A 14,893-nucleotide genomic window follows, 5' to 3' on the forward strand; every position below is an offset into this window, starting at 1 on the left:
ATAGGAACGGCGTTCTTGTGGCATAGGCGTCCGCTTAAAAAGGCTAAAAATGGTGTCCACTTAAATTTAGGTGGACACCATCGCCTCAAGCGACGGTGTCAGGAAGGTGTGTTGCCCGGACGGTTACTAAAAAGCAGCAATCGCGCATCGAAAAAACGGGTGGAGTTGAAAAAAGGGGACTGAAAAAAGGGGCGGGAAAAACGAAAAAGGGAACGAAAAAGGGGGCGGATTTATTTTATAAAGAAATGATTTGTTTTCTAGAAGGGACGGAAAATAAATCCGCCCCCTTTTTTTATCTTGCGCAAACCCGCAGTCGAGCTGCATGAATACGCTGTTACTCCATCATCGACGTTTCGGTATGTGATGGTACGCTTCCAAGTCACTGTCGAGAGACCAGATAAAAAGCTCGCTCATGGGGAATCGCTCTAAGCATTTCTCGTATTCCCTGATGATGCTGAGATCACCAAAGCTAGTGCCTTCACCGGTGCGGGCGGCAGACTGGTTTTGACCTGCCCTGTCAGGGAACTCGGCTAGCCAGTCGAGCACTTCTCTAGTACTGGGAAATTCGCTAAGTCTATACGGCGGCGCATCGGTGAAAGCATCGTTTACTGCTTTGCAGAAGCGTTGCGCTGTTTGTCGACGGAGTCGGCCATCGCCGTTTTGAGCGATATGGTTTCCGGTTTCAAGGATGGTGGCCATTGGTAGAATAAAAGTGCAGTTATTGCCAGCATAATCGACAAACTCGGCAGCCACGCGCTGTGTGTTCTGATTAAGTCCCGGCACATTGAGTAGATTCAGAAATACGCTGGTATCGATCAAGCAGACCGCACTCATTCGGTCTCTCCCTGCATGCTCTGCAACCAAGCCAGTGCGTTTTGCCTTTCTGCTCTACTGTGACCGGACACTTGACGAAGCGATCGACAATGCCGTTAGTTACCAATTCTCCTAACGGCCCTTGAGAGACCAACCCGGCGTAGTCCTGCAGGTCGGCAAGGCGTACCAGGCGGCTATCGCCGTCTTGTGAGTCACGGTAGCAAAACACCACATCACCTAACGCGCTGTCCGGCAGTGCATCCATCAAAGCTGGATTGTGGGTGCTCAACAGTAGGCGCACTCCACGCAATTCTGCTTGATCGCGCATCGTGCTCAATAACTGTCTGGCACGTGACGGGTGTACGCCGTTATCGACCTCTTCAATTACAAGAGTCGACTCTGCCGGTGCAGACAATAGGGCGGCAGCAATCGCCAGAACCCTGAGAGTGCCATCGGAAAGCAGTTCCGCAGACCAGTTGCGCTCGACCGAACCGAAACTCTCGACGAGCTCAAGGGATACACGCCCGCGGCGATCCTCGAAGAAGCGGACATCCTTGACGTCTTGCTCTGGCAGACACCTGATGAACTCGATGATGGCAGGGCGAGCTTCCTCATCTTGCCAAAGGGAGTAAAGCACTCCGGACAGGTTTGAGCAGTCGCCACGTAGCTTCTTGTCCGGGTAACTGTCACCGCGCATCAGTGAAGGCACGGGATCGAGGAACAAGGTATTGGCCAATATACGCTGAAAGTGACTCGTGGTTTCCGGGATAATCTTTTGAGCCGCCTTGTGCCCGGATTCGAACAGTGCCGAACTGGCCAGCTGGTTAAAAATGGCGATCTGATCGGTACAAGTGACCTGCGGTTTTTTACCGCCCCGTGCAAAATTGTTGTAGGCAACGCGCGCGTCGGTGCTTAGGCCACTGGAGGGCTGCTCAATGCGATAAAGCGGCATTTTTTTTCGAGGCGATTTGATAGTTTCCTGAACGATATGCAACTCATCGTCGCGTAGTGCGATTTCGACGCTGAGAATATTCCACTCTTTATCGTCGGTTTCGCAACCCAAGATAAATGACTGCCCACGCAGATAGGGAAGATCCCTGACTTGGCCTCGGAGAATTTGCTCCGAATCATCGACCCGCTGGCGTAACACAGACAGTTTCTGACCTTGGCCAAGCCAGCATAGGAAACGGAAGGCCTCCAGCGCATTGCTCTTGCCTGAGGCATTGGCACCTATCATCAGCGTCAAAGGCGAAAGCGGTAGCCGCTGGTTCCGATAGCTTTTAAATCCCTCGATACGAATATTCGTCAGCATTCTGACTCCTTCCAAGGCTCGGATTTTCACCCGGCTTTTCCTATTTGACTGTGGGTCGTGCGAGAGCCTGTTCGTTTTGGACGCGAAACCCGCGCCATAGTACTACCAAAGCCCGCGACAATGGCGGGCTGACGGCATAGCGGTTTTTCCATGAGCTCTGCTGGGTTATTCGCTATGTAGTGGTGATAGTTCGATAGAGCTACGGCTGGTTTCGTTACTGGAATGACCATTGCTGAAATGCGGTCCCCAACAAAAGGGACCGCTGCACAACCTGCATCGCGAACGCGTTCGCCTCAAGCGGGCGGATCGATCTGATCCAACATACGGTTCGCCGTGATTTCCGCGAGCATGATGCTGTTGGAAATTCCCAGTAGGGCGTTGCGCGATCCGCCGTCCAGATGATCCACCAGGTGATGGACCATCACGTCGACCGAGGCCAGCGTCTCGACCAGATAAACCGCCAGGGTTTGGGTCGTGGCTTGCGGGTCGACGGTAAACAGGGTGCTTGGTGTACGCGGGGTGGCTTTGATGTCGGCAGTGGAGGGGAAGTGGAAGTCGAGGGCGCGTTCGACGGCTTCGTTGAGCTTGTCTGAATCGTGTTCGTATGGCGATACCGGATCGGTGTCCGGGGGATTGGGTGTGACCTTGAACATATGCTGATTCTCCAACTTGGAGCCGCAGCGATATCGCGACTAAACGAAAAGGCGGCGGCTGTGTGCAGGTTAGTCGACCGGTGAGAATCAGCATTGCCGGCGCGCCGAAGCGCCCTACACACAGCCACCATTGAGTACAGATACAGAGATACTGACTTAAGGAAGCTTGTGAATCTTGCTGAATAACACCGGGCGACTAAACCCGATCACTGATGAGCAGTGACACGAATCAAGGTACCGAGCGGCCTCAAGACGCACAAGCCGGCGGATTCTGGCGTAACCGTAGGCAACGGCGCAAGGTCCTGTAGCTTTCAGGACGTAAGCAGTAGGACGCTTAAACATGGGCCTTTCGCGAATGTTTAATTTGCTTGATTGAATATTGCTGCACGCCTGATTTCTTCACTCGGCCAGCGCCATGTGACGAGTATCCGGCGTGCCACCGGATAGGCCGGCATAACGGATGCAGCTATTCAGTGGTTTCTTGCACGCCATGCTTTCGATATCTCCCCAAGCGAGGCCGTCCTCCGCCAACGTGGGTAATGCTTTGGTTTAGCAGCATGACTTTGCATTAAGCCGAGTAGCGCATTTCAGAGTTTTAGGCCTGCGGTTTGTCGGTGACAAATGTCGATCCATAGCTGCCCTTCGTACAGGCCTGCTATTGGCTAAAAACAGCCAGTCACATGCATGTGAAATTGCAAATGATTTATTGTTTGGCGGAGGGTATCAGTGATGTCGCGACTGGCAGGCACTAATAGCGAGGATGTCTCGCTGCAATGAGAATTTTTTAGACATAATTATTGTGAATAACATCAATAATCTTGATGCTGGCACGGAGCTTCTCAGTGCAGCACGGACTGTTGCCGTAGGTGGCGTTGTAGTAGTCCTTGCCTTTCCAGTGCTAGCGGGAGGCAGTTGCGGGAAGCACTGATAACGCATTACCTGTAGGAGCCGGCTTGCCGGCGATGGACTCAAGTGCGCCGCGTTTAACCAGAACGCACGCGTTATCGTTAGCGATCATCGCCGGCAAGCCGGCTCCTACAAGGGACCGGTTCGCAAGGCAACGTGGCGGCGCGTTCGTACAAATGAATCGATACACCCATTGTTTTGGTCGGGAGTCGGGCGACCACGCCGCCCAAGGTGAACCGGTGTCCCGTTAAAAGTATTTAAGCCAGCCGATATCGCGACGGCGCGCCTTCAATGCGGCGAACCAGCGCACCGGCAGATACAGCGTTGCAGCCAGCAGCACCGCCGTCAGCCACACCGCCCAGATGCTGTCGTAGCCGAAGTAGTTGCCTTGGTTCGCGCCGAACACTGCCACGCTGATCAGGTACATCACTTTCAGTACGTACAGGTGGAGCAGGTAGAAGAACATCGGCGCCGCGCCAAATACCGCGAGGGTGCTGATCCACTTGCGTTGCTGAGCCCGTTCAAAGCCAAGAAGCAAGAGCAAACCGACCCCCAGCGTCAGCGACAGGAAGAGCAGGGAAGGGGGGTATTTGGTGATGTTGAAGAAGCTCATGACGGTTTGCAGGGTGCTTTCATAGGCCACCCAATGTGCCTCGCCATAACCGTTGACCAGGCGCAGTGCGACGAAGCCGATCAATGCGCCGGCGCCTGCCAGCAACAGATAGCGCTGACGCACGGGGGTGGAGGCTGAGCGAGAGAACCAGGGGCCGATGCCGTAACCCAGGGCGATCACGCCGATCCACGGCAGTACCGGGTAGGAGCTGCGCAGGCGCAGGCTGTCCGAGAATTCGAGCCAGCCGCGATCATGCAGGATCGCCCAAGGGATGTGCATCGCCGAGCCGACCAGGAAGTGCAGCGGATCGAGCAGGTTGTGCCCGGCGACGATGACCAGGCCGAGGACACAGAGGATTGGCCGAGGTAGCCAGACCAGTGCGGCGAGGGCAATCATGCTGACGCCGATCGCCCAGATCACCTGCAGGTAGATCACGGTGGGCGGGAGTTGGAATGTCCAGGCGAAATTCACCAGGGTGAATTCCAGCAGCACCAGGAACAGGCCACGCTTGAACAGGAACATCGAGACATCGTGTCTGCCCTGGTGCTTTTCGCCGTACAGGCAAGCGGACAGGCCGGTGAGCAGAACGAATACCGGTGCACATAGATGGGCGAGGGTTCGGCTGAAGAATAGCGTCGGGTCGGTGGTGTCGATGGCCATCGGGTCGGCGACTTGACGGTGGAGGAAGAAGGTTTCGCGCACGTGGTCCAGCAGCATGAAGATGATGACCAATCCCCGGAGGGCATCGATGGACATCAGGCGTTGGCTGACGCTTGTGGTGGGGGGGATTTGAGTGAAGTGGGTCATCGAGAGTCGCAGGCAGGGAGTGGATGGTGCTGTCGGTGGATAGCCGATAGCTGACGTGATGTTATTCTATAACGTGTCATTTGATTCTGTCTTGTCCGCGCGGATTTCGGTTGTCGGCGTGCTGCAAAAGCAGAAGGCGGCCTTGAGGCTTGCGGCGGCCGTGATGACGCCTTCGCCGGCAAGCCGGGCTCCTACAGGGGGTTGGGGTCGTTCACGGGTTTCTTGTTCAGTGAAAATCCCTGTAGGAGCTGGCTTGTCGGATCGCCGCACCGCAGCGAAGGCGGCCTTGAGTCTTGCGGCGGCTGTGATGACGCCTTCGCCGGCAAGCCGGGCTCCTACAGGGGATCGGTTTCGTTTCGCGATTTTGTGTTTACTGGAAAAGCACAACACCGGCGCCAGGCCGGTGTCGGGTTTTTCTTTGTCGCGTTCATCTCGGGTAGCCGGGAATGGCGCCACCCGACCGGGTGCCTTAGAAGCGGTACTTTGCCGAAGCCGTAATGCTGCGCGGTGCACCGTACGTCAGGGCGCCGTAGGCATCGAAGATGTCGAAGTACTTCTGGTCAGTGACGTTGTCGGCATTCACCTGGGCCGAGAGGTTTTCGGTGATCTCGTAGCGGGCCATCAGGTTGACCAGGGCGTAGGCGTCCTGCTGGATTTTCTCGGAGTTGCCGGCCGGGTTGGTGGCGTAGGTGTAGATCGAGTCCTGCCAGTTGACGCCGCCGCCGATGGTCAGCTTGTTGAAAGCGCCTGGCAGGCGGTAGGTGGTGAAGGTGCGCAGCAACTTGGTCGGGTACAGCGTGTTGACGTCGTCGCCGTTGGCATCTTCGGCCGTGAACTGGGTGTAGCCCACCGATGCGTTCCAGTTGGTCGCGAGTTCGCCGGACACTTCCAGTTCGAAGCCCTTGCTGGTTGCGCCTTCACTGGCCTCGTAGGCGAAGCCGCCGACCGGGTTCGAAGGATCGATCAGCTGGCCGGTGTTCTGGCCCAGGTTATCCTGCTTGATCTGGAAGATGGCCGCGGAGGCGTTCAGGCGGCCGTCGAAGTACTCGCCCTTCAGGCCGAGTTCCGTGCTCTCGCCAACGATCGGGTCCAATACCTGGCCACTGCTGTCGCGTACCGACTGCGGCAGGAAGATTTCCGTGTAGCTGGCATAGGCCGAGAGGTTGTCGGTGAGGTCGTAGACGATGCCCGCATAGGGGGTCAGCTCATGATCGACATCGACCTTGCTCGCTTCCGAGAAGATGTCATCGCTGGTCTTCTCGTACCAGCTTTCACGGGCGCCGAGAATCACTTTCAAATCGTCGGTCACGTTCAGGCGGGTGGCGGCATAGAGGCCTTTCTGCCGGGTCTCGCTGTAGCCGTAGTCGGTCCGCGGGCCCCATACCGGCTCGGCGAAATTGCCGTTGTAGGCATCGAAATCGGCAACGCCGTCAAAGCCTGTTTGCGCGTCGAGTGAATCGGCGTCGAACTTCTGCTTGCTGTCCACATAACCGAAGGCCAGATCGTGCTCGCGGCCCAACAGCTTGAACGGGCCATTGAAGCGGATGGCGTAGTCGTCCTGGGTGGTCTCGGTCTTGTAGGTCGCCGGGAACGAAAACATGCCCGAGCTGCCGTTACGGCCGGGGTTGCCGGACAGGTACAGCAGGGACGAGTCGCCGGTGCGCTCGCCACGGTTGTAGCTGAGGTTGACTTGCCAGTCGTTGGCAAAGGTGTGATCGAGGTTGACGAAGTAGGTCTCGTAGGTGGTGTCCCACTTGCTCCACTTGGCGGAGGTCGACTTCGAGCGGCTCCAGTTGGTGCGGCCGCCGTCTGCGTACCAGACGGGCAGGCCGCCCCACATCGGCGAGTCGGCGTTGCTTTCTTGCCGGCTCAAGCCGAACCAGAGCGTGGTGTCGGGCGTCAGGTCGATGTCCATGGTGCCGTAGACGGTCTGGCGCTTGTTCGAGTTCATGTCGATCCAGGTGTCGCCCTCGTTGCTCTCCGCGACCAGGCGCCCGCGAATGGTGCCTTCCTCGTTCAGCTTGCTGGCGACGTCAGCCTCGACGCCATAGGTGTCCCATGAGCCGGCGCTCAGTTCCAGCGAACCCTTAAGGTCGGTACTGCTGGCGCGCTTGCGCACCATGTTGATGGACGCGGAAGGGTCGCCGGCACCGGTCATCAGACCGTTGGCGCCACGGACCACTTCAACGCGGTCATACATGGCCAGGCTGCTGAAAACCTCCCCCGAACTCCATGGCTGTTCGTAGATGGTGGGCACGCCGTCGATCATCAGCGAGTTGAGCTCGAAGCCCCGGGCGTTGAACTGCGCCCGGCTGGTCTCGTAGCGGTTGACCGAGACACCGGTGGCATTGTTGACCACGTCGAGGATCGTATGCAGGTCCTGGTCCTGGATGCGCTGCTGGGTGACGACGCTGACCGACTGCGGCGTCTCCCGCAGGGACATGCTCAACGGCGTGGCCGTGCGTGCGGCAGCGGTGGTGTACGAGTTTGTGTCTTCAGTGACCGCACTGCGCTCGCGAACGGCCGTCTCCGTAACGGCGATAGGGGCCAAGGTCAGAGAACTCCCTGTCTCTGTCTGTTCAGTCTTTTCCGCCGCCTGCGCGGATGGCGCAGCGAAGGCGATACCGGCTGCAAGCATGTGCACGGCCAGGGCCAGGGGGCGCACAGCCAGCTGCGCGCGGGGCGGAACGGTGTTTTGTGAACACAGGGAGATGGGGGTGTACATGTGCACTCACATTTGGCTTGTTGTTAATGAGAATCCGTATCATACGCAAATGTGGTGAGTTATCAAATGCTACATGTAATGTCTTTATGGACAGATTTTACCCCAGGCCAGGCCGGAGACCCCCGTGAAGACCGCAGTGCCCGCGGCTCCGACCCTGACCAGATGTCAATCCAACTGATGCCGCAAAGGCAAGTCCGGCCCGGTCTTGCCGCAGGTCAGGGCGGCGGCGCTGACGGCAAAGGTGAGCATTGCGTCGATCTGTTCGCGGCTCAAGCGCTGCAAGCCTTCCACCGAATCAAGCTGCTGCTCGGTCAGCCAAGCGATCAATGCCGCCTGGAAGGTGTCGCCGGCGCCCACGGTATCGACCATCGCCACGGCACGGGCCGGCACCGACCAGGTGCCATGGCGGCGGCTGAACACTGTCGCACCCTGACCACCACGGGTGAGGAATACCAGTTGGCAGCGGTGCTCCAGCCAACCCCCGATCACACTCTGCGGATCGCGCTCGGGGTAGAGCAGCTTCAGGTCTTCGTCACTGACCTTGATCAGGTCGGCATGCTCGACCAGAGTGCTGATACGTTCGCGCCAACATTCGATATTCGGCTCCGGGTTGAGTCGCACGTTGGGGTCGAGGCTGATCAGACGTTTGCCGCTTTCCCGGCGGACCAGCGCCAGCAGGGTATCGGCAATCGGCTGCACCACCAACGAGAACGAGCCGATATGCAACCCGCGCACCTCAGCGCCCAACTCAGGCAAGTGCCCTGGCAACAGCTGGCGATCGGCGCAGCCTTCGCCGCGGAAGCTGTAATGCGGCGAGCCATCGGCACCGACGGCGACCATGGCGAGGGTGGTCGGTGCATCGAAGTCCTGCAGGTAGTCCGGGCGCACGCCTTCCTCCTGCAGTACTTGCCGTAAGCGCCGGCCCAGGTAGTCGGTGGACAACCCGGCGAACAGTGCCGCATCGATGCCCAGACGCCGCAGGCCCACGGCGACGTTGAACGGTGAGCCGCCAGCAACGGCCTTGTAGTTCACTTTTGAAGCTTGAACGCCAGCGTCGTTTTCACTGAAGAAATCGAACAGGGCTTCGCCACATACCAGATACATAGTCATTTGCTCTTTAAAGGTTCGCTACAGGTTGTCATTGAATCAATTGCGCCAAGGCGGACACCTGATCCAGCGAAGCTGTTGGTTAACGGCACGATCTTTCTCAAAGAGAGGAAGAGGGGGCGCTATCTGTGAGCGTGAAGTCGGCGGCAAGGCTGGCCGACATCACAAATTCGGCATTCGGAAGGTCGTTGCGACGAACTTTTTCACAGGAAGCAGACTCATCGAAACCCAATGAGCGCCATCGATCCAGCAATCGCGCCTCCAGGGTTTTGCGATCAACCTGCAGCATGATGGTCGCGTCAAAACAGTCCCTCAAGGAGGACCATGGGGCGCGGTTCAATAGAAGGTAGTTGCCTTCCACGATGAGATATTTCACGTCAGAGGACACCAGGCGTCCTGCAGCACGGGATATCTCCAGGGTTCGATCGAACACTGGAACGGCAACCGTTGGTTCGTTGTTCGCACGAAGCCGTAGCAGGAGATTCCTGAAGCCACCCACATCGAATGTATCGGGGGAGCCCTTGCGATCTAAAAGGTTCAAGGATCCAAGAACCGCGTCATCGTAATGAAAGCCATCCCCGGGAATGACCGCTGCGCTCCCCGGAATAAAACGGTTAAGGGCCTCTACCAAGGCCTCGGAGACGGTGGACTTGCCGGCCCCAGGCGGCCCCGCTAGCGCAACGACAATTCGATTGCCAGGCAGCGCCTTGACGTAGTCGAGTAGCTCTACGCTTACTAGTGTATTTGCGTTGGTATGCATGCCAGTTTTCTCGTCACCAGGGTCGTTCAGGCTTTCGCAGGCTGCTGCTTCGTATTTCGCAGCAGCCATTCCCTGTATTACAGGCTAAAAATCCCTATGCCACTTGATCAACCGGTCAGTGATCAGCCTGCCAACCTTTGTACTCAAGGACATTGGTTCGGGTGACAAGTGTGGGTTGGAGCAGTACCGTCGTGCTTTCCAGGGATTTGCCATTAAGCAGATCGTTACCCATCGTGACGGCCTGTTGTGCCTGGCCCCAAGGGGACTGAGAGGCAGAGGCCTGGATCTGTGTATCGCTCTTGAGTGCTGTCTCTATATCGGGAGCGCCATCCACCGATGCGATAATGATGCCTTTACGCTTGAGTTGCTTTGCTGCCAGGTCTGCACCTATGGCTTGGGGATCATTGATGGCGAACACTGCGTCGACTTTTGCGAAGCGGGTCAGGTCGCCTTGCATCACGCTGTAGCCACCTTCGCGCGAGCCTTTTGCATCCTGATTATCGGACAGTACCTTGATACCGGGTAACTGTGCGAAAACACTTTTGCAACCATTGACCCGGTCCAAAACTGCAGAAGTTTGCGTGCCGTTCTGGATAATAACGTTACCCTTGCCACCCAACTTCTCGGAAATGTACTGGCATACAATCCTGCCGGCTTCGACGTTATCTGTCTGTACCGTGGCGTTGGCACCTTGCACCATGACATCTACACCCACAACCACGATGCCGGCCTTTCTCGCTTTCGCAATCGCAGGCGCAATGGCCACAGGGTCGACGGCATTGACAAGAATCAGGTTTACGCCCGATGAAATGAAGTTATCGATCTGGGTGAACTGCTTGTTTAAATCGTAGTCGGCCGAGACTGAGGTAAATTTTGCGGCTGGATTGATTTGCAAGGCCTGCGCTTTGGCGCCATTTACCATCGCAACGAAATAAGGATTCCCCAACGAGCCAACGGTTATTCCTACGGATTTCAATTCTTGCGCTTGAGCGGTGTTAAATGCCAGGAATGCACAAGCCGCGGCCAATATCGTTTTCTTCATGAGTACAGTCTCTTATTGTTGGAATATTAGAGGGGTGTTACAGGGTTCAAGTGCGTGCGCCGGTCTGCCGAAAGCGATCGAGTGCTACCGCCCCGATAATGACGACACCCTTGATGATGTATTGCCAGATATCCGAAACCCCAAGCAATATCAGGCCGTTGGACAGTGTCGCGATGATCAGGGCGCCAATCAGCGTGCCGACGATGGTGCCGACGCCTCCGGTGAAACGTGTGCCTCCCAGAATAACGGCGGCAATAGCGTCGAGTTCATAGGACTGGCCCATTTGCAGTCCGTTGGCAGCCATCAATCGAGCGGAAGTCATGATGGCCCCCACACCGGCCAGCAAACCGGATATGGCATAAACGAAGAGCAGGACTTTCCAGACCTTGATCCCCGATAACCGTGCGGCCTCAGGATTGCCGCCCACTGCGTAAATCTGTACGCCTAAAACGGTCCGACGAAGAATGAGCCACGAAAGCGTCACCACGACCAATGCGATCACGACCAGCCATGGCACCCCGAACAACGTATCGTTACCAATGTAGGCAAACGACAGATCGGGGTTGAACACTGTTTTGTCTTCGCCAATGAGGCGTGCGATCCCACGCATCGCCGTCAATCCGCCCAGCGTGACTATAAAAGCAGGCAGCTTGCCGAAGGCGACCAACACGCCATTGACGAGCCCTAGCAACAGTCCGATTCCAAGCCCCGCAGGAATGGCCAGGGCAGCCAACCCGGGAACTTGCGATACCAACAGCGCCACTACTGCGCAAACAGCCAGGATCGAACCCACCGAGAGGTCGATACCCCCGGTCAAAATCACGAAAGTCAGACCGGATGCCAACACCACGTTGATAGAGGCTTGTTGGCTGATGATCGAAAAATTTTGCGCCGAGAAAAAGCTGTCGCTCATCAGGCTGAAGCCTACACACAGGAGCAGCAATACGGGGAGCATGCCCGCCACCCTCATCAGTTGGCGCATTTTATCCTGTGCGCCAGGTCCGGCGATGTTCCGTGCATTGGGGGTGATGAAGTCACTTGCTACTTTGCGTTGCAGTGGGGAAGTCATTGGACTAAGTCTCCGTTGGCTAGAGTCAAGCTGTCGCTGCCTGTGGCAAATGCGATAATGGTTTCAGGTGTGATATCAAGACCGCTGCGGCCACCGAGTTCGGCGACAAGTTTTCCTTCACACATGACCAACACACGGTCAGCAATTGCGACAATCTCTGGCAGTTCACTTGAAATCATCACTACACAAACGCCGGAGGCGGCCAATGCATTGATTATTTTATATATTTCTGTTTTGGCTCCAATATCGACTCCCGAAGTAGGCTCGTCGAGGAACAGCACCCTGGGCTTCATTTCAAGTAGACGAGCCAGCAAAACCTTTTGTTGGTTGCCTCCAGACAGCGCGCCGACATTGATGTCCGGGGATGCTTTGATATTGAGTGCCTGAATGGCTTGTTTAACGCGTGCGGTTCCAGCCGATCGGTCCACAACACCCGTCAATGAAGCATCACTTCCCAACACACAGACATTGATATTGTCGTGGACACTCATATCGAGAAAGAGGCCCAAGGCTTTGCGGTCTTCTGTCAGATAGGCGATACCTGCATTGCCTGCATCGCGAGGGGAACGTATGGCTACAACTTCGCCATCGAGTTCAATGTGTCCACCGGCGTACGCATCGACACCCGCGATCAATCGGGCAAGTTCCGTTCTCCCTGAACCCACCAGTCCTGCAATCCCGAGAATTTCGCCCGCGTAAAGATCGAAACTGCAATCCTTGATTTTGAATCCGTCTGTCAGGTTGCGAACGCGCAGTAACGGTTGCTCATAAGTACACGAAGCACGCTCATGGGCATAGAAACCGGAGACATCGCGCCCCACCATCATTCGGACCAGGGTTTCGGCCGATAGCGTGCCACGGTCCAGTGAACCCACGTAACGACCGTCCCGGAGCACCGAAACAAAATCGGACAGCGCGTATATTTCAGCCATTCGATGGCTGATATAAATGATTGCGACACCTTCATCACGTAACTGGCGAATCAGGGTAAACAGACTTTCAGTCTCTTTTGAAGACAGCGGCGTTGTAGGCTCGTCCATTACCAGGATTCGGGTGTCGGCATGAATTGCACGGGCGATTTCAACCAGTTGCTGGTCCGCAATCGACAATGTTCCGACTAGCGCGTGTGGATCGAATGTGACGCCAAGTCGCTTCAGTACAAGCTGCGCGCCTTCGGTCATGGCCTTGTGGTTGATAACGCCGCATCGACGAATTTCTCTACCCAGGTAGATGTTTTCGACCACGCTCATATTTGCGCACAAGCTGAGCTCTTGATAGATAACCGAGATGCCATGACGCTTCGCATCATTGAGGCCGTAATGTCGGATATCACATCCATCGATTCGGATAGTGCCACTGTCGGCGATATAGGCCCCCGACAGTATTTTCATCAGGGTGGATTTTCCGGCGCCGTTTTCGCCCATCAGCGCGTGGATTTGTCCGGGGAAGATACTGAGGTCGATGTCATGCAGGACGCGTACGCCATTGAATGACTTGGAGATGGCGCGCATTTCCAATAGAGCAGGGGGAGGGCTTTCAGATCCGGTATTCAGCATAGCGGTTGACTCCTTATCTACCGATTTGAGAAGGGGTTAAACCTCTCATCGGTTGTTCTTGTTCGACAAACATAGTCCAAAGGAAAGCGCTTGCGCAAGCGCTTTCCTTTGTCTGTGGAGGGGATTTTGAAAGTTAGGAAAGCGCTTGCGCAAGCGCTTTCGTCTCGGCTATGCTTTTTTCGACAGCGTCCCTGCTCCCGTTAACGGTTCGCCGGGGGATCGCCAAAATAATAAAAAGGAGTGCCCGGCCATGCTGCATAGCGCAGTCCATCATCTCGCCTCACCCGCTGTCGGTGTACAGCGCGCCTCGCTGGGCCTGCCCCGACATTGCATGCCTGTCCCGGCATCGATTCCCGGAGCTTGCGACACATTTTCTCGCCGTGAGCTTTACAATGGCTTACTGCCGGGCATGAGCCCGGCGCTATCCATGAATTCACGTGAGAAAGGAGTGGTACACAGTGGGCGCAAAGATGAGTGATGTCGCGCGGGCCGCAAACGTATCAATGTCTACGGTATCCCATGTACTCAACGGTACTCGCAAAGTGCATCCGGACACCGTTCGTAACGTGAATCAGGCTGTAGAGTCCGTAGGCTATATTCGAAACTCGCTCGCACGGTCCCTGGCCCGTTCCTCTTCAGGGGCCATAGGGGTGGCGATCGCTACGCTGTCAAACTATTACTTCAGTGAAACAGTACGTGCCATCGAAGCGGCCTGCGCGAAAAGCGGTTTGATGATGATACTGGTCAATACGCAAAAAGATCCGGAGCAAGAACTCAAAGCGATCAAGGCACTGCATGAAAGACGGGTTGACGGCATTGTACTGGCCTCGGAGTATGATCCGGAAAATAGAGTCTTCAATTACTTGAAGGCCAACAACATACCCACGGTGCTCATCGATCGGCTGCTGTCGACGTCTTTCGATCAAGTGGGGGTGGAGAACAAGCAATCATCTCAAGAGTTGATTGCACATTTGATTAAACTTGGACATCGGCGTATCGGGATGGTCTCCGGACGATTGACCCAGTCTTCTTCTCTTGAGCGAATTGACGGTTACCGTGCGGCCTTGGCTGAGGCTGGAATTGCCTACGACGAGCAATTGGTTTGCTGTGGTGAATCGGCGATTGCGCCGGCCATGGAAGCCACTCGCCGTTTGCTGGCGCTGGAGCACCCGCCGACCGCCATCATGACTGCCAACAATCTGATGACCATTGGTGCGATGCAGGCTCTTCGTGCAGCAGGTCTTGAAGTGCCAAAGGACATCGCGCTGGTCGGCTTTGACGACTTCGACTGGGCGGATGCTTTTAGCCCCCGATTGACCGTTATGGCGCAACCTCTCGAGGAATTGGGAGCCCAGGCGGTGAAGCTACTATTGAAGCGTATCAAGCAACCTGACGGGCGACGCCAGACGCTTCGATTGAAACCCTCTTTGATTCGGCGGGACTCTTGCGGCTTTCCCAAATAATTGCACTCAGGGATTGATCCTGATGAGCTGGCGGTTGCGGGCGTGAATTATTCTGATTATTTCCACG

Annotated in this window: 13 protein-coding genes; 2 read left to right on the forward strand and 11 right to left on the reverse strand. The window is 56.2% G+C overall.

Annotation, left to right across the window (positions count from 1 at the left end):
- On the forward strand, nucleotides 1-183 hold a 183-nt coding region (locus F8N96_RS35195), incomplete at its 5' end, for a hypothetical protein (protein ID WP_224794059.1).
- A 159-nt stretch (nucleotides 184-342) separates the two neighbouring features.
- Here the strand turns inward: F8N96_RS35195 and F8N96_RS00005 are convergent.
- From F8N96_RS00005 to F8N96_RS00055, 11 genes are all read right to left on the reverse strand, one after another.
- Nucleotides 343-834: a hypothetical protein gene (locus F8N96_RS00005; RefSeq protein ID WP_150796017.1), complete on the reverse strand. Its 492-nt coding sequence runs from the start codon at nucleotides 832-834 to the stop codon at nucleotides 343-345.
- Nucleotides 770-2,125 carry an AAA family ATPase gene (locus tag F8N96_RS00010; RefSeq protein ID WP_150796018.1) on the reverse strand — a complete coding sequence of 452 codons (1,356 nt, stop codon included), beginning with the start codon at nucleotides 2,123-2,125 and terminating at the stop codon, nucleotides 770-772. The genes F8N96_RS00005 and F8N96_RS00010 overlap by 65 nt, the downstream gene beginning before the upstream one ends.
- Before the next feature lie 293 nt (nucleotides 2,126-2,418).
- On the reverse strand, nucleotides 2,419-2,778 hold the full coding sequence (locus tag F8N96_RS00015; RefSeq protein WP_150796019.1) for a DUF6124 family protein: 360 nt from the start codon (nucleotides 2,776-2,778) through the stop codon (nucleotides 2,419-2,421).
- Nucleotides 2,779-3,931: 1,153 nt separating this feature from the next.
- Nucleotides 3,932-5,104 carry a DUF1624 domain-containing protein gene (locus F8N96_RS00020; RefSeq protein ID WP_150796020.1) on the reverse strand — a complete coding sequence of 391 codons (1,173 nt, stop codon included), beginning with the start codon at nucleotides 5,102-5,104 and terminating at the stop codon, nucleotides 3,932-3,934.
- Nucleotides 5,105-5,170: 66 nt separating this feature from the next.
- Nucleotides 5,171-5,560 carry a hypothetical protein gene (locus F8N96_RS00025; protein WP_150796021.1) on the reverse strand — a complete coding sequence of 130 codons (390 nt, stop codon included), beginning with the start codon at nucleotides 5,558-5,560 and terminating at the stop codon, nucleotides 5,171-5,173.
- 13 nt (nucleotides 5,561-5,573) lie between these two features.
- On the reverse strand, nucleotides 5,574-7,829 hold the full coding sequence (locus tag F8N96_RS00030; RefSeq protein ID WP_150796022.1) for a TonB-dependent siderophore receptor: 2,256 nt from the start codon (nucleotides 7,827-7,829) through the stop codon (nucleotides 5,574-5,576).
- Between the two features lie 165 nt (nucleotides 7,830-7,994).
- Nucleotides 7,995-8,933 (reverse strand): carbohydrate kinase family protein, encoded by a 939-nt coding sequence (locus tag F8N96_RS00035; RefSeq protein ID WP_150796023.1) that lies wholly within the window; start codon nucleotides 8,931-8,933, stop codon nucleotides 7,995-7,997.
- A gap of 103 nt (nucleotides 8,934-9,036) precedes the next feature.
- Nucleotides 9,037-9,765, reverse strand: coding sequence for a nucleoside/nucleotide kinase family protein (locus F8N96_RS00040; protein ID WP_224789450.1), 729 nt, complete (start codon nucleotides 9,763-9,765; stop codon nucleotides 9,037-9,039).
- A 46-nt stretch (nucleotides 9,766-9,811) separates the two neighbouring features.
- Nucleotides 9,812-10,738, reverse strand: a complete 927-nt coding sequence (locus F8N96_RS00045; RefSeq protein ID WP_150796024.1) for an ABC transporter substrate-binding protein — start codon at nucleotides 10,736-10,738, stop codon at nucleotides 9,812-9,814.
- Nucleotides 10,739-10,784: 46 nt separating this feature from the next.
- Nucleotides 10,785-11,807: an ABC transporter permease subunit gene (locus F8N96_RS00050; protein ID WP_150796025.1), complete on the reverse strand. Its 1,023-nt coding sequence runs from the start codon at nucleotides 11,805-11,807 to the stop codon at nucleotides 10,785-10,787.
- Nucleotides 11,804-13,363, reverse strand: a complete 1,560-nt coding sequence (locus tag F8N96_RS00055) for a sugar ABC transporter ATP-binding protein (protein ID WP_150796026.1) — start codon at nucleotides 13,361-13,363, stop codon at nucleotides 11,804-11,806. The genes F8N96_RS00050 and F8N96_RS00055 overlap by 4 nt, the downstream gene beginning before the upstream one ends.
- 458 nt (nucleotides 13,364-13,821) lie before the next feature.
- On the opposite strand from F8N96_RS00055, the gene F8N96_RS00060 reads away from it, so the two are divergent.
- Nucleotides 13,822-14,826, forward strand: coding sequence for a LacI family DNA-binding transcriptional regulator (locus tag F8N96_RS00060; protein WP_150764123.1), 1,005 nt, complete (start codon nucleotides 13,822-13,824; stop codon nucleotides 14,824-14,826).
- Nucleotides 14,827-14,893: the final 67 nt, after the last annotated feature.

This window comes from Pseudomonas fluorescens (assembly GCF_902497855.1).
In the GTDB taxonomy this organism is placed as follows: domain Bacteria; phylum Pseudomonadota; class Gammaproteobacteria; order Pseudomonadales; family Pseudomonadaceae; genus Aquipseudomonas; species Aquipseudomonas fluorescens_BI.